Source organism: Leucobacter faecis (assembly GCF_054456695.2).
In genome coordinates this window covers 262,916-286,901 of the sequence record NZ_JBTJER020000003.1, presented here as the reverse complement: position 1 = coordinate 286,901, position 23,986 = coordinate 262,916, and the positions used below count along the sequence as shown (strand labels likewise).

Annotated in this window: 23 protein-coding genes, 1 tRNA gene and 1 other RNA gene; 10 read left to right on the top strand and 15 right to left on the bottom strand. The window is 61.1% G+C overall.

All coding sequences use genetic code 11. The features are described 5' to 3' along the window. Positions 1–2: 2 nt before the first annotated feature. The 3 genes from ACXR2W_RS05005 to ACXR2W_RS04995 all read right to left on the bottom strand — a co-directional run bounded on the left by ACXR2W_RS05005 (position 3) and on the right by ACXR2W_RS04995 (position 3,945). On the bottom strand, positions 3–1,796 hold the full coding sequence (locus ACXR2W_RS05005; RefSeq protein WP_458814217.1) for an acetolactate synthase large subunit: 1,794 nt from the start codon (positions 1,794–1,796) through the stop codon (positions 3–5). A gap of 82 nt (positions 1,797–1,878) precedes the next feature. Next, the gene (gene ilvD, locus ACXR2W_RS05000; RefSeq protein ID WP_458814215.1) at positions 1,879–3,573 is read right to left on the bottom strand and encodes a dihydroxy-acid dehydratase; all 1,695 of its coding nucleotides are present in this window, start codon (positions 3,571–3,573) and stop codon (positions 1,879–1,881) included. A 129-nt stretch (positions 3,574–3,702) separates the two neighbouring features. After that, positions 3,703–3,945 (bottom strand): hypothetical protein, encoded by a 243-nt coding sequence (locus ACXR2W_RS04995; RefSeq protein ID WP_458814213.1) that lies wholly within the window; start codon positions 3,943–3,945, stop codon positions 3,703–3,705. Between the two features lie 156 nt (positions 3,946–4,101). On the opposite strand from ACXR2W_RS04995, the gene ACXR2W_RS04990 reads away from it, so the two are divergent. From ACXR2W_RS04990 to ACXR2W_RS04950, 9 genes are all read left to right on the top strand, one after another. Further along, positions 4,102–4,326: a hypothetical protein gene (locus ACXR2W_RS04990; RefSeq protein ID WP_458814211.1), complete on the top strand. Its 225-nt coding sequence runs from the start codon at positions 4,102–4,104 to the stop codon at positions 4,324–4,326. A 114-nt stretch (positions 4,327–4,440) separates the two neighbouring features. Then, a complete protein-coding gene (gene nhaA, locus ACXR2W_RS04985) occupies positions 4,441–5,700 on the top strand; it encodes a Na+/H+ antiporter NhaA (RefSeq protein WP_458814209.1) in 1,260 nt (419 codons plus the stop codon). 127 nt (positions 5,701–5,827) lie between these two features. Beyond that, a tRNA-Lys gene (locus ACXR2W_RS04980) sits at positions 5,828–5,899 on the top strand. A gap of 451 nt (positions 5,900–6,350) precedes the next feature. Then, on the top strand, positions 6,351–7,001 hold the full coding sequence (locus tag ACXR2W_RS04975) for a hypothetical protein (RefSeq protein ID WP_458814207.1): 651 nt from the start codon (positions 6,351–6,353) through the stop codon (positions 6,999–7,001). A gap of 532 nt (positions 7,002–7,533) precedes the next feature. Continuing rightward, a complete protein-coding gene (locus ACXR2W_RS04970) occupies positions 7,534–7,764 on the top strand; it encodes a hypothetical protein (protein WP_458814205.1) in 231 nt (76 codons plus the stop codon). A 126-nt stretch (positions 7,765–7,890) separates the two neighbouring features. After that, positions 7,891–8,262: a tyrosine-type recombinase/integrase gene (locus ACXR2W_RS04965; RefSeq protein ID WP_458814203.1), complete on the top strand. Its 372-nt coding sequence runs from the start codon at positions 7,891–7,893 to the stop codon at positions 8,260–8,262. Positions 8,263–8,414: 152 nt separating this feature from the next. Then, entirely contained in the window at positions 8,415–8,972 is a 558-nt protein-coding gene (locus ACXR2W_RS04960; protein ID WP_458814201.1) for a site-specific integrase, read from the top strand. A 492-nt stretch (positions 8,973–9,464) separates the two neighbouring features. Then, entirely contained in the window at positions 9,465–10,268 is an 804-nt protein-coding gene (locus ACXR2W_RS04955; protein ID WP_458814199.1) for an inositol monophosphatase family protein, read from the top strand. Between the two features lie 12 nt (positions 10,269–10,280). Further along, positions 10,281–10,688, top strand: a complete 408-nt coding sequence (locus ACXR2W_RS04950) for a DUF3054 domain-containing protein (protein ID WP_458814197.1) — start codon at positions 10,281–10,283, stop codon at positions 10,686–10,688. 205 nt (positions 10,689–10,893) lie between these two features. Here the strand turns inward: ACXR2W_RS04950 and gap are convergent, their stop codons facing one another. The 12 genes from gap to ACXR2W_RS04890 all read right to left on the bottom strand — a co-directional run bounded on the left by gap (position 10,894) and on the right by ACXR2W_RS04890 (position 23,259). Beyond that, the gene (gene gap / locus ACXR2W_RS04945) at positions 10,894–11,892 is read right to left on the bottom strand and encodes a type I glyceraldehyde-3-phosphate dehydrogenase (RefSeq protein ID WP_458814195.1); all 999 of its coding nucleotides are present in this window, start codon (positions 11,890–11,892) and stop codon (positions 10,894–10,896) included. 129 nt (positions 11,893–12,021) lie between these two features. Beyond that, positions 12,022–12,999, bottom strand: a complete 978-nt coding sequence (locus ACXR2W_RS04940) for a GlxA family transcriptional regulator (protein ID WP_458814193.1) — start codon at positions 12,997–12,999, stop codon at positions 12,022–12,024. Between the two features lie 45 nt (positions 13,000–13,044). Beyond that, positions 13,045–13,416, bottom strand: a transfer-messenger RNA (tmRNA) gene (ssrA, locus tag ACXR2W_RS04935). A gap of 138 nt (positions 13,417–13,554) precedes the next feature. After that, on the bottom strand, positions 13,555–14,031 hold the full coding sequence (smpB, locus tag ACXR2W_RS04930) for an SsrA-binding protein SmpB (protein WP_458814349.1): 477 nt from the start codon (positions 14,029–14,031) through the stop codon (positions 13,555–13,557). Positions 14,032–14,154: 123 nt separating this feature from the next. Next, positions 14,155–15,069 (bottom strand): permease-like cell division protein FtsX, encoded by a 915-nt coding sequence (gene ftsX / locus ACXR2W_RS04925; protein WP_458814191.1) that lies wholly within the window; start codon positions 15,067–15,069, stop codon positions 14,155–14,157. Next, positions 15,066–16,277 carry a cell division ATP-binding protein FtsE gene (gene ftsE, locus ACXR2W_RS04920; RefSeq protein WP_458814189.1) on the bottom strand — a complete coding sequence of 404 codons (1,212 nt, stop codon included), beginning with the start codon at positions 16,275–16,277 and terminating at the stop codon, positions 15,066–15,068. Before ftsE ends, ftsX begins: the two co-directional genes overlap by 4 nt. A gap of 53 nt (positions 16,278–16,330) precedes the next feature. Continuing rightward, complete coding sequence (prfB, locus tag ACXR2W_RS04915) at positions 16,331–17,440, bottom strand: peptide chain release factor 2 (RefSeq protein ID WP_458814187.1); 1,110 nt, start codon at positions 17,438–17,440, stop codon at positions 16,331–16,333. A gap of 103 nt (positions 17,441–17,543) precedes the next feature. Then, positions 17,544–18,962 (bottom strand): APC family permease, encoded by a 1,419-nt coding sequence (locus tag ACXR2W_RS04910; RefSeq protein WP_458814185.1) that lies wholly within the window; start codon positions 18,960–18,962, stop codon positions 17,544–17,546. A 244-nt stretch (positions 18,963–19,206) separates the two neighbouring features. Continuing rightward, a complete protein-coding gene (locus ACXR2W_RS04905) occupies positions 19,207–20,007 on the bottom strand; it encodes an ABC transporter permease (protein WP_458814183.1) in 801 nt (266 codons plus the stop codon). Further along, positions 20,004–20,864 carry an ABC transporter permease gene (locus ACXR2W_RS04900; RefSeq protein ID WP_458814181.1) on the bottom strand — a complete coding sequence of 287 codons (861 nt, stop codon included), beginning with the start codon at positions 20,862–20,864 and terminating at the stop codon, positions 20,004–20,006. The genes ACXR2W_RS04905 and ACXR2W_RS04900 overlap by 4 nt, the downstream gene beginning before the upstream one ends. A gap of 11 nt (positions 20,865–20,875) precedes the next feature. Next, positions 20,876–22,057, bottom strand: a complete 1,182-nt coding sequence (locus ACXR2W_RS04895; protein WP_458814179.1) for an ABC transporter ATP-binding protein — start codon at positions 22,055–22,057, stop codon at positions 20,876–20,878. 2 nt (positions 22,058–22,059) lie between these two features. Then, positions 22,060–23,259: an ABC transporter substrate-binding protein gene (locus tag ACXR2W_RS04890; RefSeq protein ID WP_458814177.1), complete on the bottom strand. Its 1,200-nt coding sequence runs from the start codon at positions 23,257–23,259 to the stop codon at positions 22,060–22,062. Between the two features lie 259 nt (positions 23,260–23,518). Between ACXR2W_RS04890 and ACXR2W_RS04885 the strand changes: the two genes are divergently transcribed. Then, positions 23,519–23,986, top strand: a complete 468-nt coding sequence (locus ACXR2W_RS04885) for an Lrp/AsnC family transcriptional regulator (protein ID WP_458814175.1) — start codon at positions 23,519–23,521, stop codon at positions 23,984–23,986.

Sequence of the window (23,986 nt, the reverse complement as noted above, 5' to 3'; positions counted from 1 at the left end):
GTTTACTCTTCCTCCCACTCGGGGCTGTGTTCGAGGGCGTACTGGATGTCGCTGTTCGATGTGCCCTGGCGCACCATCGGCCAGACCATGGCGTCGGCGCTCACGACGAAATCGATCACGACGGGGCGGTCGTTCGTGGCGAGTGCCAACTTGATTGCCTCGTCGACCTGCTCTTCGCGCTCCACGCGAATCGCCAAGCAGCCGTAGGCCTCGCCAAGCTTCACAAAGTCGGGCACGCGCTGCGAGCCATGACCGGTGTTGAGCTCGGTGTTTGAGTAGCGACCGTCATAGATGAGAGTCTGCCACTGGCGCACCATGCCAAGCGACGAGTTGTTGATGACCGCAACCTTGATCGGAATATTATTCACCACACACGTGGCGAGCTCCTGGTTGGTCATCTGGAAGCAGCCGTCACCGTCGATCGCCCACACGTGACGATCCGGCTCAGCAACTTTCGCACCCATCGCAGCGGGCACCGAGTACCCCATGGTGCCAGCACCGCCCGAGTTGAGCCAGGCGTGCGGGCGCTCATATTTGATGAACTGCGCCGCCCACATTTGGTGCTGCCCGACACCCGCGGCGTAGATGCCCTCGGGGCCCGTCAGCTCGCCGATGCGCTGAATCACGTACTGGGGTGACAGCAGCCCGTCGGTCGTCTCCTGATACCCCAACGGGTAAGTCTTGAGGAGCCCGTTCAATCGCTCCCACCAGGCTGAGGTGTCGGCGAACTCGCGCGACACCTTCGCCGTCGTAACAGCCGCGATAAGGTCAGAAATCACCTCTGCAGCGTCGCCCACGATCGGCACGTCGGCCGCACGAATCTTGCCAATCTCGGCGGGGTCGATGTCGGCGTGGATCACCTTTGCATCGGGCGCGAACAGTGCCGCCTTGCCGGTCACACGGTCGTCAAACCGTGCACCGAGGGTGATGAGCAGGTCGGCCTCCTGCAGCGCCAGCACTGCGGGAACGGTACCGTGCATGCCCGGCATACCCATGTGCTGCGGGTGTGAGTCTGGGAACACACCGCGCGCCATGAGCGTGGTCACCACAGGCGCACCCACGAGCTCAACGAGCTGCTTCAGCTCGTCTGCAGCCCCTGCGCGCACAACGCCGCCACCCACGTAAAACACGGGCCGCTCGGCCTGTGCAATGAGCTCTGCCGCGGCTTGAATCTGCTTGCTGTTCGCCTTTGTGATGGGGCGGTAGCCCGCGAGATCCACGCGGGGATCCCACACAAAGTCGAGCATGCCCTCCTGCGCGTCCTTCGTGATGTCCACGAGCACGGGACCGGGGCGCCCTGAAGAGGCCAGGTGGTAGGCCGCCGCGATGGCGCCAGGAATGTCTTCGGCCTTCTTTACGAGGAAGGAATGCTTGGTGATCGGCATCGTGATGCCCACGATGTCGGCCTCTTGGAAGGCGTCGGTGCCCATGAGGTGCGAGAACACCTGACCGGTGATCGCAAGCATCGGCACCGAGTCCATGTAGGCATCGGCGATGGCGGTGACGAGGTTCGTGGCGCCGGGGCCCGAGGTGGCGATGCACACGCCTACACGGTTGCTGGAGCTCGCGAAACCCTCGGCAGCGTGGCCGCTGCCCTGTTCGTGACGCACGAGCACGTGGCGCAGCTTGGCTGCGTCCATGAGCGCGTCGTACAGCGGCAGCACTGCGCCGCCAGGAAGACCGAAGACATCGGTGACGCCGAGAGCTTCGAGGCTGCGTACGACAGCCTGAGCACCGTTCATGCGTTCACCGCGCGCGTCGGGTATGGGTGGAGTTGCACTCGAATCCGAGGTCATTGCTTTCTTTCGTCTGGAAGTGGCTTGCGCGCGTACAGTGTTGCGGTCACATGAGTGTCATGCGACCGCAACACCGAGAGGACTAGCCCGTAATGGCGCCCTCTGACGCGGAATGCACGAGCTTGGCGTACTTAGCGAGAACGCCGCGCGTGTATCGCGGGGGAAGCGGGGCCCAAGTTTCTTTGCGGGCCTCAAGCTCAGCGGGGTCTACCAGCAAGTCGAGCGTTCGTTGGGTGATGTCAACCCGAATCAGGTCACCGTCACGCACCAGTGCAATCGGACCGCCATCAGCGGATTCCGGTGCAATATGGCCGATGCACAGGCCGGTTGTGCCGCCTGAGAATCGTCCGTCCGTCAATAGTAGTACATCTTTTCCGAGCCCCGCGCCCTTGATGGCCGCGGTGATGGCCAGCATCTCGCGCATACCTGGGCCACCCTTGGGGCCTTCGTAGCGAATGACGACGATATCGCCCTTGTTAATTTCGCCCGCCTCGAGCGCGTCCATCGCGGCGCGTTCACGCTCAAACACGCGCGCGGGCCCCTCAAACTGCTCAAGGTCGAAGCCTGCCGTCTTCACGACAGCTCCCTCGGGCGCCAGCGAACCGCTCAGAATAGTGAGACCGCCATTGGCGTGCAGCGGGTCGTCCAGCTTGCGAATCACCTTGCCATCGATCGGTGCCGGATCAAGCTCGGCAATGTTCTCGGCAAGGGTCTTGCCGGTCACGGTCAGCGCGTCACCGTGCAACAGGCCCGCGTCAAGCAGCGCCTTCATAATCACGGGCATGCCGCCCACTCGGTCAAAGTCCTCGGCAACATACTGACCGAAGGGCTTCATGTCGGCGAGGTGCGGCGTGACCGCGCCGATACGCGTGAAGTCGTCGAGCGTGAGCTCAACTTCGGCTTCGCGTGCGATCGCCAGCAGGTGCAGCACTGCGTTGGTCGAACCGCCAAGCACCATCGCAACGGTGATCGCGTTTTCAAACGCCTTCTTTGTGAGGATGTCACGCGAGGTGATGCCCTTGCGCAGCAGGTTTACGACGGCTTCACCCGCGCGGTGCGAGTAGTAGTCGCGGCGGCGATCAGCGCTGGGCGGGGCCGCCGATCCGGGCAGGCTCATGCCGAGTGCCTCGGCCACGCACGCCATGGTGTTCGCGGTGTACATGCCACCGCACGCTCCCTCACCGGGAGCAATTGCGCACTCGACCCGCTTCAGATCTTCTTCGCTGAGCGTGCCGGCGACGCAGGCACCCACGGCCTCAAACGCGTCGATAATAGTGACCTGCTTCTCGGTACCATCGGAAAGCTTCACCCAGCCCGGCGCAATTGATCCGGCGTAGAGAAATACAGATGCGAGGTCGAGGCGAGCCGCGGCCATCAGCATGCCGGGGAGCGATTTGTCGCAGCCAGCGAGTAGCACCGAGCCGTCGAGGCGCTCAGCCATCATGACGGTCTCGACCGAGTCGGCAATGACCTCGCGCGACACGAGCGAGAAGTGCATACCCTCGTGCCCCATCGAGATGCCGTCAGACACCGAGACGGTGCCAAACTGCATCGGGTAGCCGCCGCCCGCGTGCACGCCTTCTTTGGCACCCTGCGCGAGGCGGTTGAGGCTGAGGTTACACGGGGTGATCTCGTTCCAGGAGCTGGCAATACCGATTTGCGGCTTATCCCAGTCCTCGTCGCCCATACCTACCGCGCGAAGCATGCCTCGCGCTGCAGCCTTTTCGATTCCATCTGTGACGTCGCGACTTCGCGGCTTCATGTCAATCTCTGCCATGTCGCCAGTCTATGCCCTTAGCGATGCCGCCCCGATCACGTACCGGCGAGGCCCGCAGAAATGACTGATGCCGAAGCCCCAGAAGGGCCCCGGCATCGTGTCGCATGTTACGCGCTGTTACTTCAGTCGTTACTTGCCAATCTTGGGCAGCACCGTGAAAGGAAGCGCGAAGCCGATCGTCGTAGCGGCGAGGCCACCCGCGAACATCGCAAGCTCGGTCACTGACCCAAGCGTGACGTTGAAGCCGTAGCTCATCAACACAATGCCGCCCATGGACAGCACGAAGGACAGCACGAAGAACACGGCTGTGATCGCGCTCACCGCGCCGCGCGAGCTCTCCTCGAACAGCGCCTGGGTGTTCTCTTTCGCCATGTTCTGGCCTCTCCTTAAGTTCAGGTGGGCGCTCTCGAACGCCCATAACAAAACCACGCCCACAATCGGACCTTGAGACCAGGGTATCGCACACCGCGCAGTTCGAGTGCCCGACATGATCTAGCGGGTAGGCTGATCGCACGCGCATCTTCGCGTATGGATGACGAGCCCCCAGGAGGATCCGTGCAGATCGGCAAGTTTGTGACCAGCCCAGCCGTCATCGGCGCCGCTCTCGGCGCAATTGGCGCCGCCAAGAGAACCTCCGCCATGCCGCGCGACTGGCGCCGGCTGCTTGTCTGGGGAACGTGGGCCGCGGGCCTCACGCTCGCGATCGCGAGCGTCGCCATGCAAGAGCAAGATCGCGAACTCGAACGCGAATAGCACTCACATTTCACCAAGCATCTATCGCGACATACCCGTTATGCTGTTCACTGGTGTGTCGGGAAGTCTGGTCGACGAAGTCGCTCAGCAACCCGTAAAACGCGAAGGTGCCCTATGTCACACCCCCACCACTCTCCCACAGCTCCCAGCAATCGCGGCCGCACACGCCGCATTCTGGCGCTCGTCAATAAACGAGAAGCCGCCCGCGTAAGCAGACTGCTGCGCGCTGAACTCGTGGGCGGTGTGATCATCATGGTCGCGGCGCTGATCGGCTTCTTGGCGGCAAACAGCCCACTAGCAGACGGCTACTTTGCTCTGCGTGACACCCGAGTGGGGCCCGAGGCGCTGCACCTCAATCTGTCGCTTGGCCAGTGGTCGGCAGACGGTCTGCTCGCAATCTTCTTCTTTATGGTGGGCCTCGAACTCAAGCGTGAGTTTGCATTTGGTGCACTGAGCAAGTTCTCGACAGCCGTGGTGCCCGTCGTGGCCGCCTTTGGTGGCGTGATCGTACCCGCGCTCATTTATACAACGGTGAATTCGGGTGGCCCCGGCGCACACGGCTGGGCCATTCCCACCGCGACCGATATCGCCTTTGCGGTGGCCGTACTCGGGCTCCTTGCACCGCGCATTCCGCCCGCACTGCGCGTATTTCTACTCACGCTCGCCGTTGTCGACGATCTCATCGCAATCACCATCATTGCCATCTTCTACACCGCCGAAATCAACCTGCTGCCACTCGCGCTCTCGCTCGTACCGCTCGCACTGTACGCATTCTTCGCGCACCGATTCCCGGCACGCCTCGCGCGCAGCACGTGGATCCCCTGGCTCGTCATGTTGCCGCTCGGCATTGTTGTCTGGGCACTGTTTCACGCTTCGGGCATTCACGCCACCATCGCCGGCGTCGTACTGGCATTCATTGTTCCTGTCTCTGGCCGCCGCAACACCGACCTTGCCCAAGCGTTTGAGCACCGATTCAGCCCGCTCTCGACGGGCATCGCCGTTCCCCTGTTTGCATTCTTTGCCGCGGGCGTTGCCGTCGGCGGAGAATCAAACTTTCCGTTCGACCCGATCGCCGTGGGCGTGATGCTTGGGCTCGTGGTCGGCAAACCGGTTGGCATTGCGCTTACTACGTGGCTACTCACCCGCTTTACTCGCGCCGAGCTAGACGCGGCAGTGAAGTGGCGCGAGCTGATTGGGGTGGGCGCGCTCGCCGGCGTGGGGTTCACCGTGTCTCTGCTTGTGACGGAGTTGAGCTTCACACACCCCGGCGACGCCGATACCGCACGCTTGGCAGTGATGGTTGCTTCGATCATGGCGGTCGCTGTCGCGGCCTGCTTCCTCGTACGCAAACCCCGCTCACGCCAGTTCTCGTAACGAAGTTACCGCCCGCCACGCCCGGGCGAATGCGTCAAGTTTTTAGCCCGCCCAGGGCCGTGCTAAAGTAATTCTTGTTGCCGCGGCAGAGAGAAACACAGAGTTTCACACAGCCCAGCAGCGGTAAGCACCTCTAGCTCAATGGTAGAGCAATTGACTCTTAATCAATGGGTTCCGGGTTCGAGTCCCGGGGGGTGTACAGATAAGGGCCGAGATCATCACGATCTCGGCCCTTTCTTGTTTCCTGGGGTCAAGCGAAATCATGATTAACTCATGACTTTGAAAAACGGCCGACGCGGCGCCCGTAGCACTGCACGTGAATAGGGTGCCGGATTACACCCGCACCAACCCATACACCGTGCGCGCGGGCCTACTGGCGACGATCTGTGGATATCTGGCTATCCCCCGAGCGCCACCTGATAATCGATAAGATGCCTGCCATGACTGTATGGATACCTTGGGATGCGGATACAGACGAAGTAATGGCCCGAAAAGTGGTTCGAGACGAAATCCCCCCAGAGCTTGTTGCGCCGCTACGACTTTGGCTCTGGGAACGGCTTCATACTGGATACGAAAACACGTCCCCTCAGCGCATGCACCAAATCCAAAGCGCCTTAAGGTTGCCTATAACCGCAGATGCAGAGCATGTAATGACGAGCGGGCTCGTTGACAAGATCGTTGGGTTAGGTGACAAAAATGTTCTTCGAGTAGTGGATTTTCTCCTGGCTGCGGACTTTGACCCACACTCTTACATGGGCACGGCTCAGCCTGTTTCGGACCTAGCCTGGCATCTTGTCCAGACAGGCTCGAGCGTAGAAGTTGTCGAAAGAGATGACCGCTTCAGGCTTTCCCGACGCCTTCCCGAGGGAGTCGAAGAAGCCGCCCAACTCTCTGCAGACATGGCATCAGAGTCTGCAGGCAGCCATCTCGGGAAGGCATGGGCAGCACTGAATCTATTGGAACCCGATACCTCGAAGGCGATTAATGAAGCGATGAAGGCCGCCGAGCTTGCGGCTGGCGCTGTCGCTACCCCTAAGGACATGCGACTTCGAATGTCGAAAATCGTTCAGCGGCTCAAATCTAAAGACGATTGGAGTTTGATGCTGGCACGAAGGGACGACGGGGTACCAGACCACCGAGCGATGGTCATCGGAATGCTCGAAACCCTTTCGTTCGCCCAGTCAGACCGTCACGGAGGTACACCTCAATCCGCGGAGGAAGCACAAGCCTACGTTCTGCTAGCTTCCCTCGTTGTGGGGTGGTTCTCCACAGGTGCTGTGGCGTTCAACACTGAACGATAACACTGTTAATGTGAAGCTTCACATTAGTCGTCCCGGAGACTTCGCTGCGTGCCCCCAGTTACCTCTGCCAGGGCTCGCGTTCCTCGCTGCTTGCACTTTGTCGACTGTTTCATGCGTCCACCCGCGCACCTCGCCAATACGCGCGTCGGCTTCAACATCCTCAAACGCTTTGTTCACTGCGGGGCGTGATACGCCCCACAGGAGCGCAATTTCTGTGGTCGATAGGTAACGTTCTGTCATGCCCCCATCATCGGTGGTTACGTCGCGTAGCTGCAACTCTGCAATACTCATTCTGCGGCCTCGCATTCGTTCGTGTGCAATTTCGCGTCGGCTGCATGCTGTCGGAGTGAGCGGCGCATCGTCGCTCCAGAGACTCGTTTGCCGCAGTTCACGCAAACTAGTACGGGTGCGGTGATTCCGTCGCCCTGCCCTAGCGCGATTTCGTACCCATCGAGCATGACCAGCCAATGGGATCGCTGCATCCCCGCATAACCAGAAATCACTCCACCAGCCATTACCGAAAGGACACCTCATGCTAGGCAACCTCAACCCGCTCACCCTTATGCTCAGTATCTTGATCATCATTGCGGTGATCGTGATCATTATCGTGCTCGCAGTCAAGGCTTCCAACAAGAAGCATCGGGTTACGCCCGAGCAGGAACGCCAGCGCGCGTACGAAGCAGGCGTCAAGCAGGCCGAGCTGCAGCGCGCGTACGAAGCAGGCCTGAACGCGGGTGCAGACCAGACTCAGTCTCGAGAATAAAGAAACCCCCCGCGGTGTGAAACGTCGCCAGACAATCACACACCACGAGGGTCGCACCGAATCACCTCGAAAGGACAATCCGATGTTCTCTACGCTATCTGACCATGCCCTGCGGGGTGAAGCATCATGGCCCGCATCCCGCTAGAGATCGGTGAGTGGGGGAAGATCAAGCGCTTCGACACCCCGCACGGCCCCGCCGCGCGGGCATACCGTCGCGACGGGCGCGGTATGGGCGTCCACGTGCAGCGCCGCGGCGATACTGGCGCGGCCGCAGAACGCAACCTCACAGCCGCGCTCAAACAGCTAGCGAAAACCGCGACAGGCGACGGGACGATCACGGCGGAGTCGACGTTCGATGACCTTGCAGAATATTACTTCACCGAACTCGAAGACGAAGGCACGAAAGACGGCACGATCACCACGTACCGGTCCAACTATGACCGCCACGTCAAGCCCGAGCTTGGCGAGGTGAAGCTGACGAATAGCCGTATCGAGTAGCGCCAGTCCACGTATCGAGTGTGTAACCTCGCAACATCGTGGACACCAAACCTCATGAGTTCATGGACACCGAATCTCACGACTTCGTACGCGATACGCGGACTAGCGCTACTCGATACGGCTATTCGCCAGTGAAGCTACGTCAGCTCACAGTGGCACGGCAACAACAGATCATCCGGGCACAGAAAGACAAGCCATCCACGGCCAAGTGTATTCGCGTGGTGCTCGAGAACATGTGCGCGGTCGCGGTGCGCCACGACGCAATGCGAATGAGCCTCGCTAACAACACGAAACCCGTCGTAGTGAAACAGGCTGCAGTGAAAGCGCTCAAGCCCGACCAGGTGAAAGCGATGCTCGCGCTCTTGGAGATCACTTCGGCGGTACGTCAACGCGACCTGAACGTGCCGCTCAAGCTTCTCGCGGTGACCTGGTGCCACACCGGCGAGTTGCTGGCGATCCGCTGGCAAGACATCGACCTCGACCTCGACCTCGACCTCGACCTCGACCTCGACAAGGGCATCTTGCTTATCACGGGCACGATGGTTCCCGACTCCAAGACGAAGAGAATGAAACATCAGCCAGAGGGCAAGAGTATCGCGGCGACGCGCGGCATGACACTCCGGATGTCCGTGGTGCAGCTGCTACGGGACAAGTACGCGATGGCCGAGGGCGAACCGGTATTCCCGGCACGTAACGGCGAATACCAGTGACCGAACAACTTCCGCCGCAAGTGGCGAGCGATCACCGACGACCCCGCGTTTGAGGGCGTCACTCCCCGCGACTTCCGCAAGTCCGTAGTAACGTACCTCGACGGTAAAGCGGGGGCGGCTGGCGCGCAGCTACAGTTGGGGCACGAGTCGGCAGACGTGACCACGCGCTACTACATCGAACAGGCCGAAATAATGGCCGATTTTGCGGAGCACCTCGAAGAATTGGTGACCTAGGAATCATGATCAACTCATGACTTTGAGTTAATTCGTGTCGTTTTCTGTCGTTTGCTATCGTTAAAGACGATCGAAAGAAACCCGATCTAACCGGGCCTATTCGCTTCTGTCACTCCCTACACTTTGGCCGAACTGGGATCAATGGGTTCCGGGTTCGAGTCCCGGGGGTGTACAGAATGAGAAAGGCCCGACTGTTACAGTCGGGCCTTTCGCGTATCCACGAGTTATTTCACTCTTCGCTAATGGAAAGCGTGGCCGATGACTGCCCAGCACTTCACCCACTCTGAAGATCTCAAATTTGCACTCGAGCTCGCCGATCTCGCTGACTCGATCGCCCTCCCCCGGTTTCGTGCCGCAGATCTTACGATCGAAACCAAACCAGATCGCACGTTCGTCACCGACGCAGATCAGGCAGTCGAGGCCGCGATCCGGCGCCGGATCGAGGAGGAACGTCCGAACGATAGCTTCTTTGGCGAAGAGTCAGGACGCAGCGACCGGGGCTCGCGCCGGTGGGTCATCGACCCGATCGATGGCACCTCAAACTTTTTGCGTGGCGTACCCAACTGGGCGGCGCTCATCTCACTTGAGGTGGACGAAGTGCCGACGGTTGGAGTGGTCTCGGCGCCGGCGTTTGAAGCGCGCTGGTGGGCAGAGCTGGGCAGCGGCGCTTGGGGGCAGCAGCGGGGCGATGCGCCGCGCCGGTTGCGCGTCTCGGGTGTCAAAGATCTCGAGCACGCCTCACTCAGCTTTCAGAGCATCGCCCAGTGGGACGAGGAGGGATACCTTGAACCCCTCATCGCGCTCAGCCGCGCGGTGTGGCGCGATCGCGCGTACGGAGACATGTGGTCATACATGCTGCTCGCAGAGGGCCTGGTGGACATCGTCGCCGAGTTTGACGTGAAGCCGTACGACCTGAGCGCGCTCGTGCCGATCGTACGCGAAGCGGGCGGGCGCTTCACCGACATCAACGGCGCCGAAAACGCGTGGAACGGTAGCTCGCTCGCCACAAACGGTGCGGTGCACGAAGCGGTACTCACAACGATCAAGAACGCACGCGCGTAAAGAGGGAGCACCATGGCCAAGACACCCGCTGCGCGCCCCGGGCGCCCCGCACTTCTCACCATCACGTTCGCTGCCGCTTGCGACATCGCACTGGTTGTACTGTTTGCAGCCCTCGGACGCTCGGAGCACGCACGGGATGCGAGCCTGCTGGGGCTCGGGCAGACGGCCTGGCCGTTTCTGGCGGGCCTCGCCATCATGTGGCTGATGACTCTCGCCTTCCGCCGACCGCTCGCGATCGTGCGCACGGGTGTACCCGTGTGGCTCGGCACCGTCGCTATCGGCATGCTGCTGCGTCTCGCCACCGGCTCAGGAACGGCACTACCGTTCGTGCTGGTCGCGACAGGGACACTCGCCGTGTTTCTACTCGGCTGGCGTGCGATTGCCGCGCTCGCGGCTCGGCTGCGACGGCCCGCGGCCTAAAGCACTGACACCCACGTCAGCCAACGTGGCGATCGAAGTACGGCCCGATACCCGAAAATATGCGCGACTAGTTCCGCTTAAGTCTTACTCATAAGCGGAAGTAGTCGCGCATATTTGACGCGAGCTCCCCAGAGTGGGCACCCGCACGGCGGCGACGCGAAAGGGGCGCCTCGCGGAAGACCGCGAGACGCCCCTTTCTGACGAGCTAGGCAGCCAGGCGCGTGAGCACCTGAACGGCACGGTTCGAGAAGCCCCACTCGTTGTCGTACCAGGCGACGACCTTTACGTGCTTACCCTCGGCGCGAGTCAGCTCTGAGTCGAAGATCGATGAGTGTGTGTTGCCGACGATATCGCTCGACACGAGCGGTTCCTCCGAGTACTCAAGCACTCCCGCCAGCGGGCCATCAGCAGCGGCACGGTAGGCCGCGAGTACTTCGTCACGCGACACCTCGCGCGAGACCGTAGCGTTGAGCTCCACGATCGACCCCACCGGCACCGGCACCCGCAGCGCGTCGCCCGAGAGCTTGCCGTCGAGGCTGGGCAGCACCAGCCCAATCGCCTTAGCAGCACCGGTCGAGCTCGGCACCACATTGAGCGCCGCCGCTCGGGCACGGCGCAGATCACCGTGGGGTGCGTCGACGAGACGCTGGTCACCCGTGTAGGCGTGCACGGTAGTCATGAAGCCGTGCTCGATACCAGCGAGGTCGTCAAGCACCTTTGCAAGCGGCGCAAGCGCATTCGTCGTGCACGATGCGTTTGACACGATGGTGTGCTCGGCCGCGTCATACAGGTCATCGTTGACGCCGACGACAACCGTCAGGTCTGCGCCGCCAGCAGGAGCCGACACCAGCACCTTCTTGGCGCCCGCCTCGATGTGCTTGTGTGCACCCTCCTTCGAGGTGAAGAACCCCGTCGACTCGAGCACGACGTCGACGCCCAGCTCACCCCAGGGCAGCTTTGCGGGGTCGCGCTCAGCGAGGATCTTGATGCGCCGGTCACCGACCACCAGCTCGTCACCGTCGACCGAAACAGTCTCAGACAGCTTGCCGTAAACGCTGTCACGCGCCAGCAGGTGAGCCAGCGTGGCCGGATCGGTCAGGTCGTTAATCGCGACAACCTCGAGGTCGCTTCCCTGCTCGAGCATTGCACGCAGCACACCGCGCCCGATTCGCCCGAACCCATTAATAGCCACTCGACCAGTCATGAAACTGTTCCCTTTCAACGCGAGACATCTTTAACTATCTCCAGCATCGTCGATCGAATGCCCCGCGAACAGTGGCAGCAATGCCACAGTTCAAACGAATACTGCCAACACGCCCGACATGCAGGTTGATTAGCTCAAAACGCCCGCATCTCCCCGGTGAACGGCAGCCGATTCGCGCGAAAATACCCGTCGGTACTCTGATGGGGTTGTGCCCAGCACCCGCCGAAAGTACCGCCGCAGATTCGTCGCGGTGCCGAGCCCCACCATCGCCGAGATCGCATCAACGCCGAGTTCAGTCTCTTCGAGGAGCTCGCGCGCACGGTCGACCCGCGCCCGCATCACCCACTGCATGGGTGTGTATCCCGTTTCGTCACGGAACCGCCGCGCAAATGTGCGCGGCGACACCACCGCGTTCTCGGCGAGCGCCTCGATCGACAGCGGCTCCCCCAGACGCTCGAGCGCCCACTGCCGGGTGCGCGTGAACCGCTCCCCGTGCGGCTCTGGCACGCTCTGCGGCACATACTGCGCCTGACCACCGCTGCGGTACGGTGCGGCCACGAGCCGCCTGGCCGCATGGTTCGCCGCCGCCATGCCAGCCTCCTGGCGCAAGATATGCAAGCACAGGTCGATACCTGACGCAGCCCCCGCCGACGTGAGCACCGAACCCTCGTCAACAAACAACACACGCTCGTCGACCCGCACTTCTGGAAACTGCTCTGCCAGCGCGTGCGAGTAGTGCCAGTGAGTCGTCGCACGTCGCCCATTGAGCAGCCCCGTAGCAGCGAGCGCAAATGCACCCGTTGAGATAGCCGCAATGCGCGCCCCGCGCGCATGAGCGGCCCGCAATGCGGCCAACAGCTCTGGCGGCGCAAGCTCCGTGTTGGGCCGCCGGTACCCCGGTATAAAGACGAGATCGGCACCTGCAAGCGCTTCAAGGCCGTGCTCGACATGGTACGAGAGGCCGTCACCGCCCGTAATAAGGCCCGGGTGCACGCCGCACACCTCGACAGAGTAGGGCATACTCGCACGGGTGGCGAACACCTGCGCCGGGATCCCAACATCGAGCGGCTTCGCGCCCTCTAACACCACAACGACAACGCGCTTCATAGTGCTTCAGCCTACAAGCAACGCCACAGCGCGCAGTGTGAACTCCGGTGGAGCCGCGGGGAATTGAACCCCGGTCCACTTCGATGATTCCATGCCTTCTACGGGTGTAGTTCGTGAAATCGTTCTACTCGGCTCCGCTCTTTGCCACGAACAGCTAGTGCGACGAGCCCAGCCTCAGAAAAAGTCCCGGCACGCCCTGAGACGCGACGTGCCAGCAAGCCTCCTAAATGACGCCAGAAACCGGGGCGGAGGCGAACCCGGTCTGACGGACTCGGTCTCGTGCTTAGGCAGCGAGAGCGAAGTCGGTGCGCTTAGAAGTTGCACCTATTGTTTTGCGAAGGGCGTTTACGAGATAACTTCGCGTCCTCGACCCGCTTCTCACAGTCTCAAATCGACGTGTCGAAACCGATCGGCCCCGAAACCTGCCCCGCAAAGCGGGTACAGCCAGGAGCATTCACATTGCGCGCTATGGAGTTGTGGGGCCGGCCACTGGCCGGTGTCTCCATGCTAACACTTTTGAATGCGTACACGCCGGGCAGGCGATAAAATCGCGCGTCACTCCCCCGTGCGGTTACGCTGCCGCATGGCGCGCTCGGCCTCGCGAGTATCCTGCCGCTCGCGTAGGACCTGCCGCTTGTCGTACTCCTTCTTGCCCTTGGCAAGCGCAATCTCTACTTTGACTCGACCGTTCAAAAAGTACAGTCGCAGAGGCACGATCGTCATGCCACCCTCACGCGTCTTTTGGTAGAGCTTGTCAATCTGCTGCCTGTGCAGCAACAGCTTGCGCTTACGCCTGGGCGCATGGTTGGTCCACGAACCGTTTAAATACTCGGGAATGTAGGCGGTGTCGAGCCACGCCTCACCGCGATCAATAAAGACGTAGCCGTCAACGAGCGACGCGCGCCCCATACGCAGCGACTTCACCTCGCTACCGGTGAGCACCATCCCCGCCTCATAGGTGTCGATGATGTGGTACTCATGCCGAGCCTTCTTGTTCGAAGCGATCAGCTTCTCACCGGTCTCCTTGGGCACGGTCACGTCCTTCCTCGCGGGTCTTGGTTGCGGCGTCTGCCGCATGATCCGGATCCCGGGGGTGCGATGCATCGCACCCCCGGGATCCGGCGCTAGCTCACCAGCCTATCGCGGCCTGGCACACTAGACGCGCAGGTATCTTGCGATCGCAATCTTCGCGGCGATTGCCGACAGGAGCGCGCCGAGGGCGAGCAGAATCGGCGGCACAACGAGCGCCTGCTCGACCGTGATGTAACTGGTGAACGGCACCTCGGCTACCAAGAACCCCTGTACGAAGAACTTGACGATTGCGACCGACGCGGCCCCTGCAAGCACCGCGCCGATGAGGGCGGCGATGATGCCCTCGAGAATGAACGGTGTTTGAATGAACCTGTTCGACGCGCCGACCAGCCGCATAATGCCGATCTCGCGGCGGCGCGAGTAGGCAGACAGCCTGATCGTCGTTGAGATGAGCAGCATCGCGGCGACGAGCATGAGCCCAGCAATCGCGATGGCGGTGTAGCTTGCGACCCCGAGGAACAAGAAGATGCGATCGAGCAGGCTGCGCTGGTCAGACACGCTCTGCACACCGGGAATGCCCGCAAACGTCTCTTGAATAATCTCAGAGCGCGACGGGTCCTTGAGCTTCACCCAGAACGTCTGGTTGAGCTGTTCGGGCCGCGTGATGTCGAGGATCGGGTTGCCCTTGAACTGCTCTTGGAACTCCTCAAACGCCTGCTCGTGCGTCACGAAGAAGTAGTCGTCAACGTACGGTGCGAGCGTGTCTGATGCCAGAGCCGCCTCGACGGCGTCGATCTCCTCCTCCCCCGCATCTTTACCTGCACAGGTGGCGCTCTCGTCGTAGTCCGTGCACAGGTAAACCGCGACCTGCGCCCGGTCAAACCAGAACGTCTTCATCTGCTGAATCTGCAGCTGCATCAAGATCGCGGCGCCCACAAACGTGAGCGACACAAACGTGACCAGGATCACAGAGATCACCACTGAAAGGTTGCGGCGCAGGCCGCTTGCGACCTCGCCGAGTACGAGCCCAATTCTCATCGCACAGGCCCCACATCTGTCTGGTCATCGTTACTGTGTTTCAGCCCGAGGTGCTCGGCGAGACTACCCGTTTCTGACATGCGCACCGCGTCGAGTGGCCGGTCTGGGTCGAGGAAGCTCGGAATTCGCTTACCCTGCGGCCCCGCGTCGCGCGTGTCGGTGAAGTCGTCGTCCATGTCGTCGTCTGGATCGCCAAACGGCGCAGGCTCCTGGTACACCGAAGCTTCGACCGGCTGCGCAGCCGCAGCCGCGTCGGTCGTCGACACTCCGGGCACCAAGTCTTCTGACGCAGCGGGCGACGCTGCAATGGCCTCGGGCCCGGGCTCTTCGTGATCCGGATCCTGATGTGCATAGACCTGCGCTGCAGCGAGGTCTTCACTCTCGGGGGCAGGGGCAGCGACGGCCTCGGGCGCCACTTCGGCGGGCGCCATTTCTTCAGGCGCGAGCGCCGCACGCACCACAGCCTCGGTGGTGCGCAGCACCTGCATACCCTCCTCTGACAGGTCGGTCACGGGAATTGAGGCGGTCTCACCGTAGCCGCCGCCAACCTCGTCACGCACGACGATACCGTTCGAGAGCTCAACCACACGCTGCTGCATAATGTCCACAAACGTGGCCTCGTGTGTCGCCATCACCACGGTCGTACCCGAAGCGTTGATGGCGCGCAGCAGCTGCATAATGCCGAGGCTCGTGGCCGGGTCAAGGTTGCCCGTCGGCTCATCTGCCAGCAAGATGGCGGGTTTGTTGACGATCGCGCGCGCAATCGCGACGCGTTGCTGTTCGCCGCCCGACAGCTCGTGCGGAAACCGCTTCGCCTTATTGGCGAGCCCGACCATCTCGAGCGTGTCGGGCACCGCCTCTTGAATAAAGCCGCGCGACTTACCGATCACCTGCAGCGTGAACGCGACGTTGTCGTAGACCGTCTTATTCTGCAGCAACCTGAAGTCTTGAAACACCGTGCCCAGGTTGCGCCGAAAATAGGGCACCTTACGCGATGAAATCTTGCTGAGGTCTTGCCCCAGCACGTGAATCTTGCCGTTCGACGGCTGATCTTCACGCAGGATCAGCCGAAGGCAGCTTGATTTGCCCGACCCGGAGGCGCCCACGATGAACACGAACTCGCCACGGTCGACACGGAGGTCGATACCGTCGAGCGCGGGTTTCTGGGTGCCCCGGTATTTCTTGGTGACGTTTTCGAAGAGAATCATGACAGGTCGACCCTATGCCCCCGGGCTGACAACTAAGCGCAGGCGCGCTGCCTTTAGCCGTTCTTTGCGAGCGATCGCCAGCGAATACCAGCCGCGATAAACCCGTCAATTTCGCCGTCAAATACGGCGTCAGGCTGCGAGGACTCAAAGCCCGTGCGCAGGTCCTTCACGAGCTGTTGGCCATACAGGAAATATGAGCGAATCTGGTCGCCCCAGCTTGCCGTCACCGAACCAGCCAGCTCCTTCTTTTTCGCTGCCTCTTGCTCCTTCTGCAACAGCAGCAGGCGAGTTTGCAGCAGCCGCATCGCAGCCGCGCGGTTCTGAATCTGTGACTTTTCGTTCTGCATCGAGATCACAATGCCCGTGGGAATGTGAGTAATACGCACCGCCGAGTCGGTGGTGTTCACTGACTGGCCGCCGGGGCCGCTCGAGCGGTACACGTCGACGCGAATGTCGGTCTCGGGAATCTCAACCTCGGTGGCCTCTTCGAGCAGCGGGATCACTTCGACGCCAGCGAAGCTGGTCTGACGCTTATCGGCGGAGCCGAACGGACTGATGCGCGCGAGGCGGTGCGTGCCCGCTTCAACAGAGAGCTTGCCAAACGCGTACGGCGCGTTCAATTCGAACGTCGCAGACTTGATGCCAGCGCCCTCGGCGTACGAGGTGTCCAGCACCTTCGCCGGCACGTCGTGGTCCTCGGCCCAGCGCAGGTACATGCGCAGCAGCATTTCGGCAAAATCTGTGGCGTCATCGCCGCCCGCCCCCGAGCGAATGGTGACGACCGCCGCGCGCTCGTCGTACTCGCCGCCGAGCATCGTCTGCACTTCGAGGTCTTGCATGGCTTCTTCAAGCGACGCCAGCTCGGCCATCACCTCTTGCTCAGAGTCGGGGTCTTCCATCTCTTGCGCAAGCTCTGCGAGCACCTCAAGATCGTCGATGCGACTTTCCACGCCGCGCAGCTTCTTGACGCGCGCCTGGCGGTGCGACAGGCCACTCGTAACCTTCTGCGCCGCGGCAGGATCGTCCCACAGGCCGGGCGCGACCGCCTGCTCTTCGAGCTCGGCGATCTCTCGGTCGAGCTTCGCCAGGTCGGTCACCGCCGCAATGTCGGCGTAGGTGGAGCGGATCGCGCGGATGCGTGCACTGAAATCGATATCGAGCATGATGCATTGATTCTATCGCTTGAACACCAAACCCCGCCCGTGAGCGGGCGGGGTGGCATCGGGGATCCGGAGCGAGATCGCCCCGTGGGCATAGCAGCGTGGGCTATTCGACATCCTCGGGGATCTTATTGAAGCCGGTGACCGGCTGATCCTCGTCGAAGGCGGCGACCTTCTTCTTGAATCCCTTCGTGAGGTAGAGCAGGTAGAAGAACCCGATCACGGTCCAGGCCACGCCGCCGATAAGGGCGTCGAGGTGCAGGTTGACCCACAAGATGATGGTCATGCCGAAGCCGATGACGGGCATCACGATGAACTTGAAGATGTCGCCGGGCGTCTTGCGGCGACCCTGCTTGATCGCAAACCAGGCGATCACCGAGAGGTTGACGAACGAGAACGCGATGAGCGCGCCGTAGTTGATGAACGCCGCGATCATCTCGAGCGTGAATGCGATCGCGAGCATGCAGACGACACCGGTGAGCACAATATTGAACGTGGGCGTGTGCGTTTTGGGGTTAATGAACCCAAACGCCTTCTTGGGCAGTACGTTGTTGCGACCCATCACGAGCAGCATGCGTGAAACCGACGCGTGCGAGGCAAGGCCCGAAGCGAGCGTCGCGGCAAACCCCGCGGCGGTGAGCACCGCCATGAGCACTGGGCCACCGACGGCCTCACCCATGAGCGGCAGCGTCGAGTCTTCGATGAACTGCATGTCGCCGCCCGGGGCGAACTCCTCCCAGGCGGGAAAGCGCAGCTGCGCAAAGTAGCCAGCGATGAGGAAGATCGCGCCGCCCAACACAACCGTGAGCAGCAGGGCGCGCGGCACCAGTTTGGGGCTGCGGGCTTCTTCGACGTACATCGTGACCGCGTCGAATCCGATAAACGAGAAGCAGACGATCGTCGCCCCCATGAGCACCGCACCCGCGGTGACGCCGTCGTGGAAGAAGGGATCCATCGATGCGAGGGTACCGACGCCCTCACCGCCCGCGAGCTGCGCCCACACCATGACGATGAAGACGACCATCACGACGAGCGAGAACACGAGCAGAATACCGTTGAGGTTTGAGGTGCCGCGCATCGTGAGGTAGATCACTGATGTGGTGAGCAGGCAGTAGCCGACCACCCAGATCCAGCCGGGCACGTTCGGAAAGATCGCTTCGAGGTAGCTGCGAATAATGAGGCAGTTGACCATTGGCAGCAGCATGTAGTCGATGAGCGCGGTCCAGCCGACCATAAACCCAACATTGGGGTGCATGGACTCGCGTACGTAGGTGTAGGCGGAGCCCGCGCTCGGAATCGCACCGGCCATCTTGCCGTAGCTAATCGCAGTGAACACCATCACCACGAGCGCAACAAGATATGCCATGGGCACGACGTTGTTGGTGTCGCGCGCCACCATGCCGAACGTGTCGAACACGACCGTGGGTGTCATGTATCCGAGCCCCAGGCCGACGATCGCCCAGAGCCCCAGGTTGCGTTTGAGGGTGGCGCCCTTTGCCACCCCGGCTACAGCCGTTTTTGACATCGATTCTCCTTCACGATCCTCGTGATCGCGCAGGGAGCCGCATCGCTCCCTCGCGCTGTCAACCCCCAATCTTGCCGCGATCTAACGGTGCCGCGCAAAGCGACACGCAATAACCGAACAATGTTCATTTGGGGTGCCGGATCAGTGCCGCAGGCCGAAGAACGCACGCATAAGAGGGGGCGGGAATGCTCCCGCCCCCTCTTGTGCGCCGCAAGTTACCGGCTACCGCGGTGCAGCTGCGCTGCTACTGGCGTGCCAGCCGCTTTTGTTTGTTGATGTTGAGCACCTGCACAAGAATTACCAGCACGAGCGCACCAATAAACACGATCGACGCGAGCACGTTCGCCTGCGCGGGTACGCCCTTAAGCGCTGACACGTAGATGAACTTGGGGAACGTCGTTGAGGTGCCCGAGTTGAAGTTCGTAATGATGAAGTCATCGAACGACAGGGCGAAGCTGAGTAGTGCAGCGCCAATAATGCCGGGCATCAACATGGGCAGCGTGATGCGCCAGAACACCTGGCCGGGCGGGGCGTAGAGGTCGCGCCCCGCTTCTTCAATCGCCGGGTTGAGGCTCGCCACGCGCGCCTTCACGGCAACCACAACATACGAAATACAGAACATCGTGTGGGCCAGGATGATCGTGCCGATACCTTTTTCGACACCGGCGAGCAGAAACTGTGACGCCAGGCCGGCACCGAGCACTACCTCTGGGGTGGCCATCGGAGTGAACAGCAGCAGGCTGATGGTCGAGCGGAATTTGAACTGGTAACGCACGAGCGCGAGGGCGATCAGCGTGCCCAGCACTGTGGCGGCCACCGTGGCAATGACGCCGACAAGAATACTGTTACCAAATGCCGTGCACACCTGAGGGGCGCCACACGGGTTACGCCAGTTGTCGAGGGTGAAGCCCTTCCACAAAATATTGCTGCGACCCGCATTATTAAACGAAAACACGATCACGTGCACAATCGGGGTGAGTAGAAAGATCAGGGTGATCGCGCTGACCACCGGCACAAATGCCTTACCGAGGCTAAACGATTTCACAGCAGATCCTCCGCCCCACTCTTCTTCACATAGGTCGCGACAATGACGAGAATGATCGCCATCAGCACGATCGACAGCGAGGCCGCCATCGGGTAGTTCTGGGTTTGCAGGAAGTTCGATTCGATGACGTTACCGACCATCGTCGTTTCGGTGCCACCCAAGAACTCGCGCGACGCACTGACGTAGTCGCCAGCCATCGGGATGAAGCTCAGCAGCGTGCCCGAAACCACACCAGGAAGCGACAGCGGCAGCGTCACCTTGCGAAACACGGTCATCGGTGATGCGTAGAGGTCGGTGCCGGCCTCGACGAGCCGCAGATCGAGCGCCTGCAACGACGCAAACATCGGCAGCACCATAAAGGGAATGAAGTTGTAGACAAGACCCAGAATGACCGAGAAATGCGTGCCGACAAGCTCACTCGGCAAGAGCGACTTCCATGCCAGGGTGCGCAGCAGGAAACTGATAAAAAACGGGGCCACGACGAGGATCAACAAAATCCCCTGCAACATCGGCTTCGAACGCACCTTTACGCCAATGAGGTAGGCGAGCGGGTAGCTGATCAACAGTCCAATGATGGTAGCCGTGAGAGCGTAGACAAACGAGCGTACAATCTGCGGCCAGTACTCCTGAATCGCGACCCAGTAGTTCGAAAACTGCGCGGCGGCGACGTACTGCCCAATACCACCGCTCGCGTCTGGCGCCTGCAGCGACGTCAGAATAAGTTGAATAAACGGCGCGACGAAAAACAGCAGCATGTAGGCGATGCCCGGCGCGAGCAGCGCCAGCGCGATACGCCCGCCCTTGCGGGGAGCCTGATCTACCGTTTTTGCGTTCGCCGAGAAGGCTGTCATTGCCATCTGAGGCTCCTTTACTCGGCGAGCGCGGCTTGGGTCGCGATCGCCCGCGTCGAGAAGTCTGCGGTGAGCGCACCTGTCTCGAGGCGGTCGTCTGCAAGTCCAAATGTGTGCTCGGCCAGCCAGCTCAGCCAGACTTCGTCGCCCTCGCGCGCGGCCGGGCCTGCCTCAACATTTTGAGCGAACACTTGCACGTCGCCAGCACCGGGCACTTCTACCGAGTACTGCGTGCTCACACCAATGAACGACACGTCGGTAATGCGGCCGGGGCCAACTATGTTGACGCCCGCCTCTGCTACCGGGGCTTCGCGGTGCAGCCGCAGCTTCTCGGGCCGCACACCCACGGTAATCTCACCCGTATCGCGCTCACTGCGCGAGCGCAGCAGCGAAATGCGGTTGCCGTTCAAGTCGGTGTGTAGCACCGCATCTGTGCCACCCGCGACCGTTACCGAGAACAGGTTGGACTGCCCCAGGAAGTTTGCGACGAACACCGTCTTGGGTAGCTCGTACAACTCTTCGGGCGCTCCCATCTGCTCGATGCGCCCCTTATTCATCACCGCGACCGTGTCGGCCATGGTCATGGCTTCTTCTTGGTCGTGGGTGACGTGGAGGAACGTGAGCCCAACCTCCTGCTGAATTTGCTTCAACTCGTGCTGCATCTGACGGCGCAGCTTCAGATCGAGCGCGCCCAGCGGCTCATCAAGCAGCAGCAGCGCTGGCCTGTTGACAACGGCGCGTGCCAGGGCAACGCGCTGCTGCTGCCCGCCCGACAACTGTGCGGGTTTACGGTCGGCGACGTGATCGAGCTCTACGAGTTTGAGTGCCTCGTGCGCCTTTGCAACGGGTGATCCGATCTTGCGGCGCCGCAGCCCAAACGCGACGTTCTCAAGAATCGTCATGTGCGGAAACAACGCGTACGACTGAAACACCGTGTTGACGGGCCGCTTGTGCGGCTTCAGCTCAGTAACGTCCTTGCCGCCGAGCAGGATCCGGCCCTCTGTGGGATCCTCAAGCCCGGCGACAAGCCGCAGGGTCGTAGTTTTGCCGCAGCCTGAGGGACCCAGCAGCGCGAAAAAAGATCCGGCTGGGATCGTGAGATCGACGTGCTCGATGGCTGTAAAGCCAGGGAAGCGTTTTTGAATGCCGACGAGTTCGAGGTCGGCTCCCGCCTCGGCGAAGGAGTTGAGGTTTGCCATGCTTAGAGCCCCAGTACGTTCTGAAATTCGGTCGAGTACTTCTTGTCGTCCTCGGGTGACAGTGTGCGGAAGGTGAGCAGGTGCTCCCAGTCTTTGTCGCTCGGGAAGATGAGCGGGTTATCGGCATTCTCGGGGTTCAGCTCGCGCATCGCCTCTTGCGTGCCCTTCACCGGAGGCACAAACGTCGCGTAGTCAGCGACCTGCGCCATCACGACAGGGTCGTAGTAGTAGTCGATCATCTCTTCGACCTTGGCCTTGTTTTCCTTCGACGTACCGTTGGGCACGGTGAACGAGTCTGCCGCGATCATGCCGCCCGACTCGGGCACCTCCATGGTCCACTGGTTGTCGTTCTCGGCGTTGAGCATAATGACGTCACCCGTCCAGGCCATCGCTGCGAGCGTGTCACCGCGCTGCAGGTCTTGCGTGTACGAGTTGCCCTTAATGTTTTTGATTTGACCGCTCTTGATGCCGTCGTCGAGCCATGCGAGCGCCTCGTCAAATTCCTTGTCGCCCCACTCGCCGGCGGGGTCATACCCGAGGCCCGCAAGAATCATGCCCATCGTGTCGCGCATTTCAGAGAGGACCCCCACCTTGCCTTTGAGCTCGGGGCGCAAGAAGTCGTCGAGGGTCTTAATTCCCTTCGGCACCTCCTTCGTGTTCCACACCCAGCCCGATGCAGGCAGCTGCCACGGCACCGAGAACTTGCGGCCGGAGTCAACGTCGAGCGCGTCCCACTGGCTATCGACGAGGTTCTTCTTCACGTTGGGCAGGTTTGCGTAGTCAAACTCCTGCACCTGGTTGGCCTCGATGATGCGCGCGTTCATCCAGTCGGTGAACGTGATCACGTCATACCCGGTGAACTGGCCAAGCTTCAGCTGGTCCTTGATCTTGCCGTAGAACGTGTTGTTGTCATCAATGTCTTCGATGTACTGAACCGGGATCCCCGACTCTTCAGTGAAAGCGACAAGCGAGGGGTTCGTGTCGGTATCGGAGTCGTAGTCGAGGTAGTAGGTCCAGTTACCCCAGATGATGCCATCTCCGCCAGCGCCACCGCCTCCGGCGCACGAGGCAAGGCCCAGCGCGCCGACACCTGCGCCTGCAGCAGCCACACCGCGCAGCAGCTGACGTCGGTTCATCTGAGCGCCGCGAATCATCTGCACAATGTTGCGTACGATCGGGTCTTCGGGAAGCGGACGGTTCATGAGATATCTCCCTTGGTTCTCACAGGCGAAATCCGCATTTCGCGCGATCGGCAGCGTTGCCGATTCGTGAATTGAATATGTCACATCGCGTGACATGATGCAAAACAATTCTCGGAGCGGCGATGATTCTTCACGAAACAGTTACATACGGCACGATCCACCCGATCCGGAGAGCAAGAGCGATGGAATCTACTTAAAAGAGATAGTGAATCTTCGGATTCCTTTGCTTTTTTAGTGTTTCACTGCAAGAATCAGTAGCGTGAGCACCAAACGCACATCGGCAGCCCTCGATGACACATCGAAGGCCATCATCGAGCAGCTACAGCGCGATGGGCGTCGATCGTACGCAGAGATCGGTAAGGCCGTCGGCCTCAGCGAGGCCGCCGTCCGTCAACGGGTCCAAAAGCTCACGGATGCCGGAGTTATGCAGATTGTCGCTGTCACCGATCCCATGCGGCTCGGCTTCAGCAGACAAGCCATGCTGGGCATTCGCGTTTCAGGGGATACCCGAATCGTCGCAGACCGTCTCGCCGAGATGCCAGAGATCAGTTACGTCGTGCTCAGCGCGGGGTCCTTTGACATCATCGCCGAGGTTGTGTGTGAAGACGACCAGGGACTCATCGAGCTTCTCAACGAGAAGATTCGCGGAATCGAAGGGGTCTCTTCAACAGAGAGCTTCCTTTACCTCCAACTCACCAAACAGAAATACGACTGGGGAACACGATAA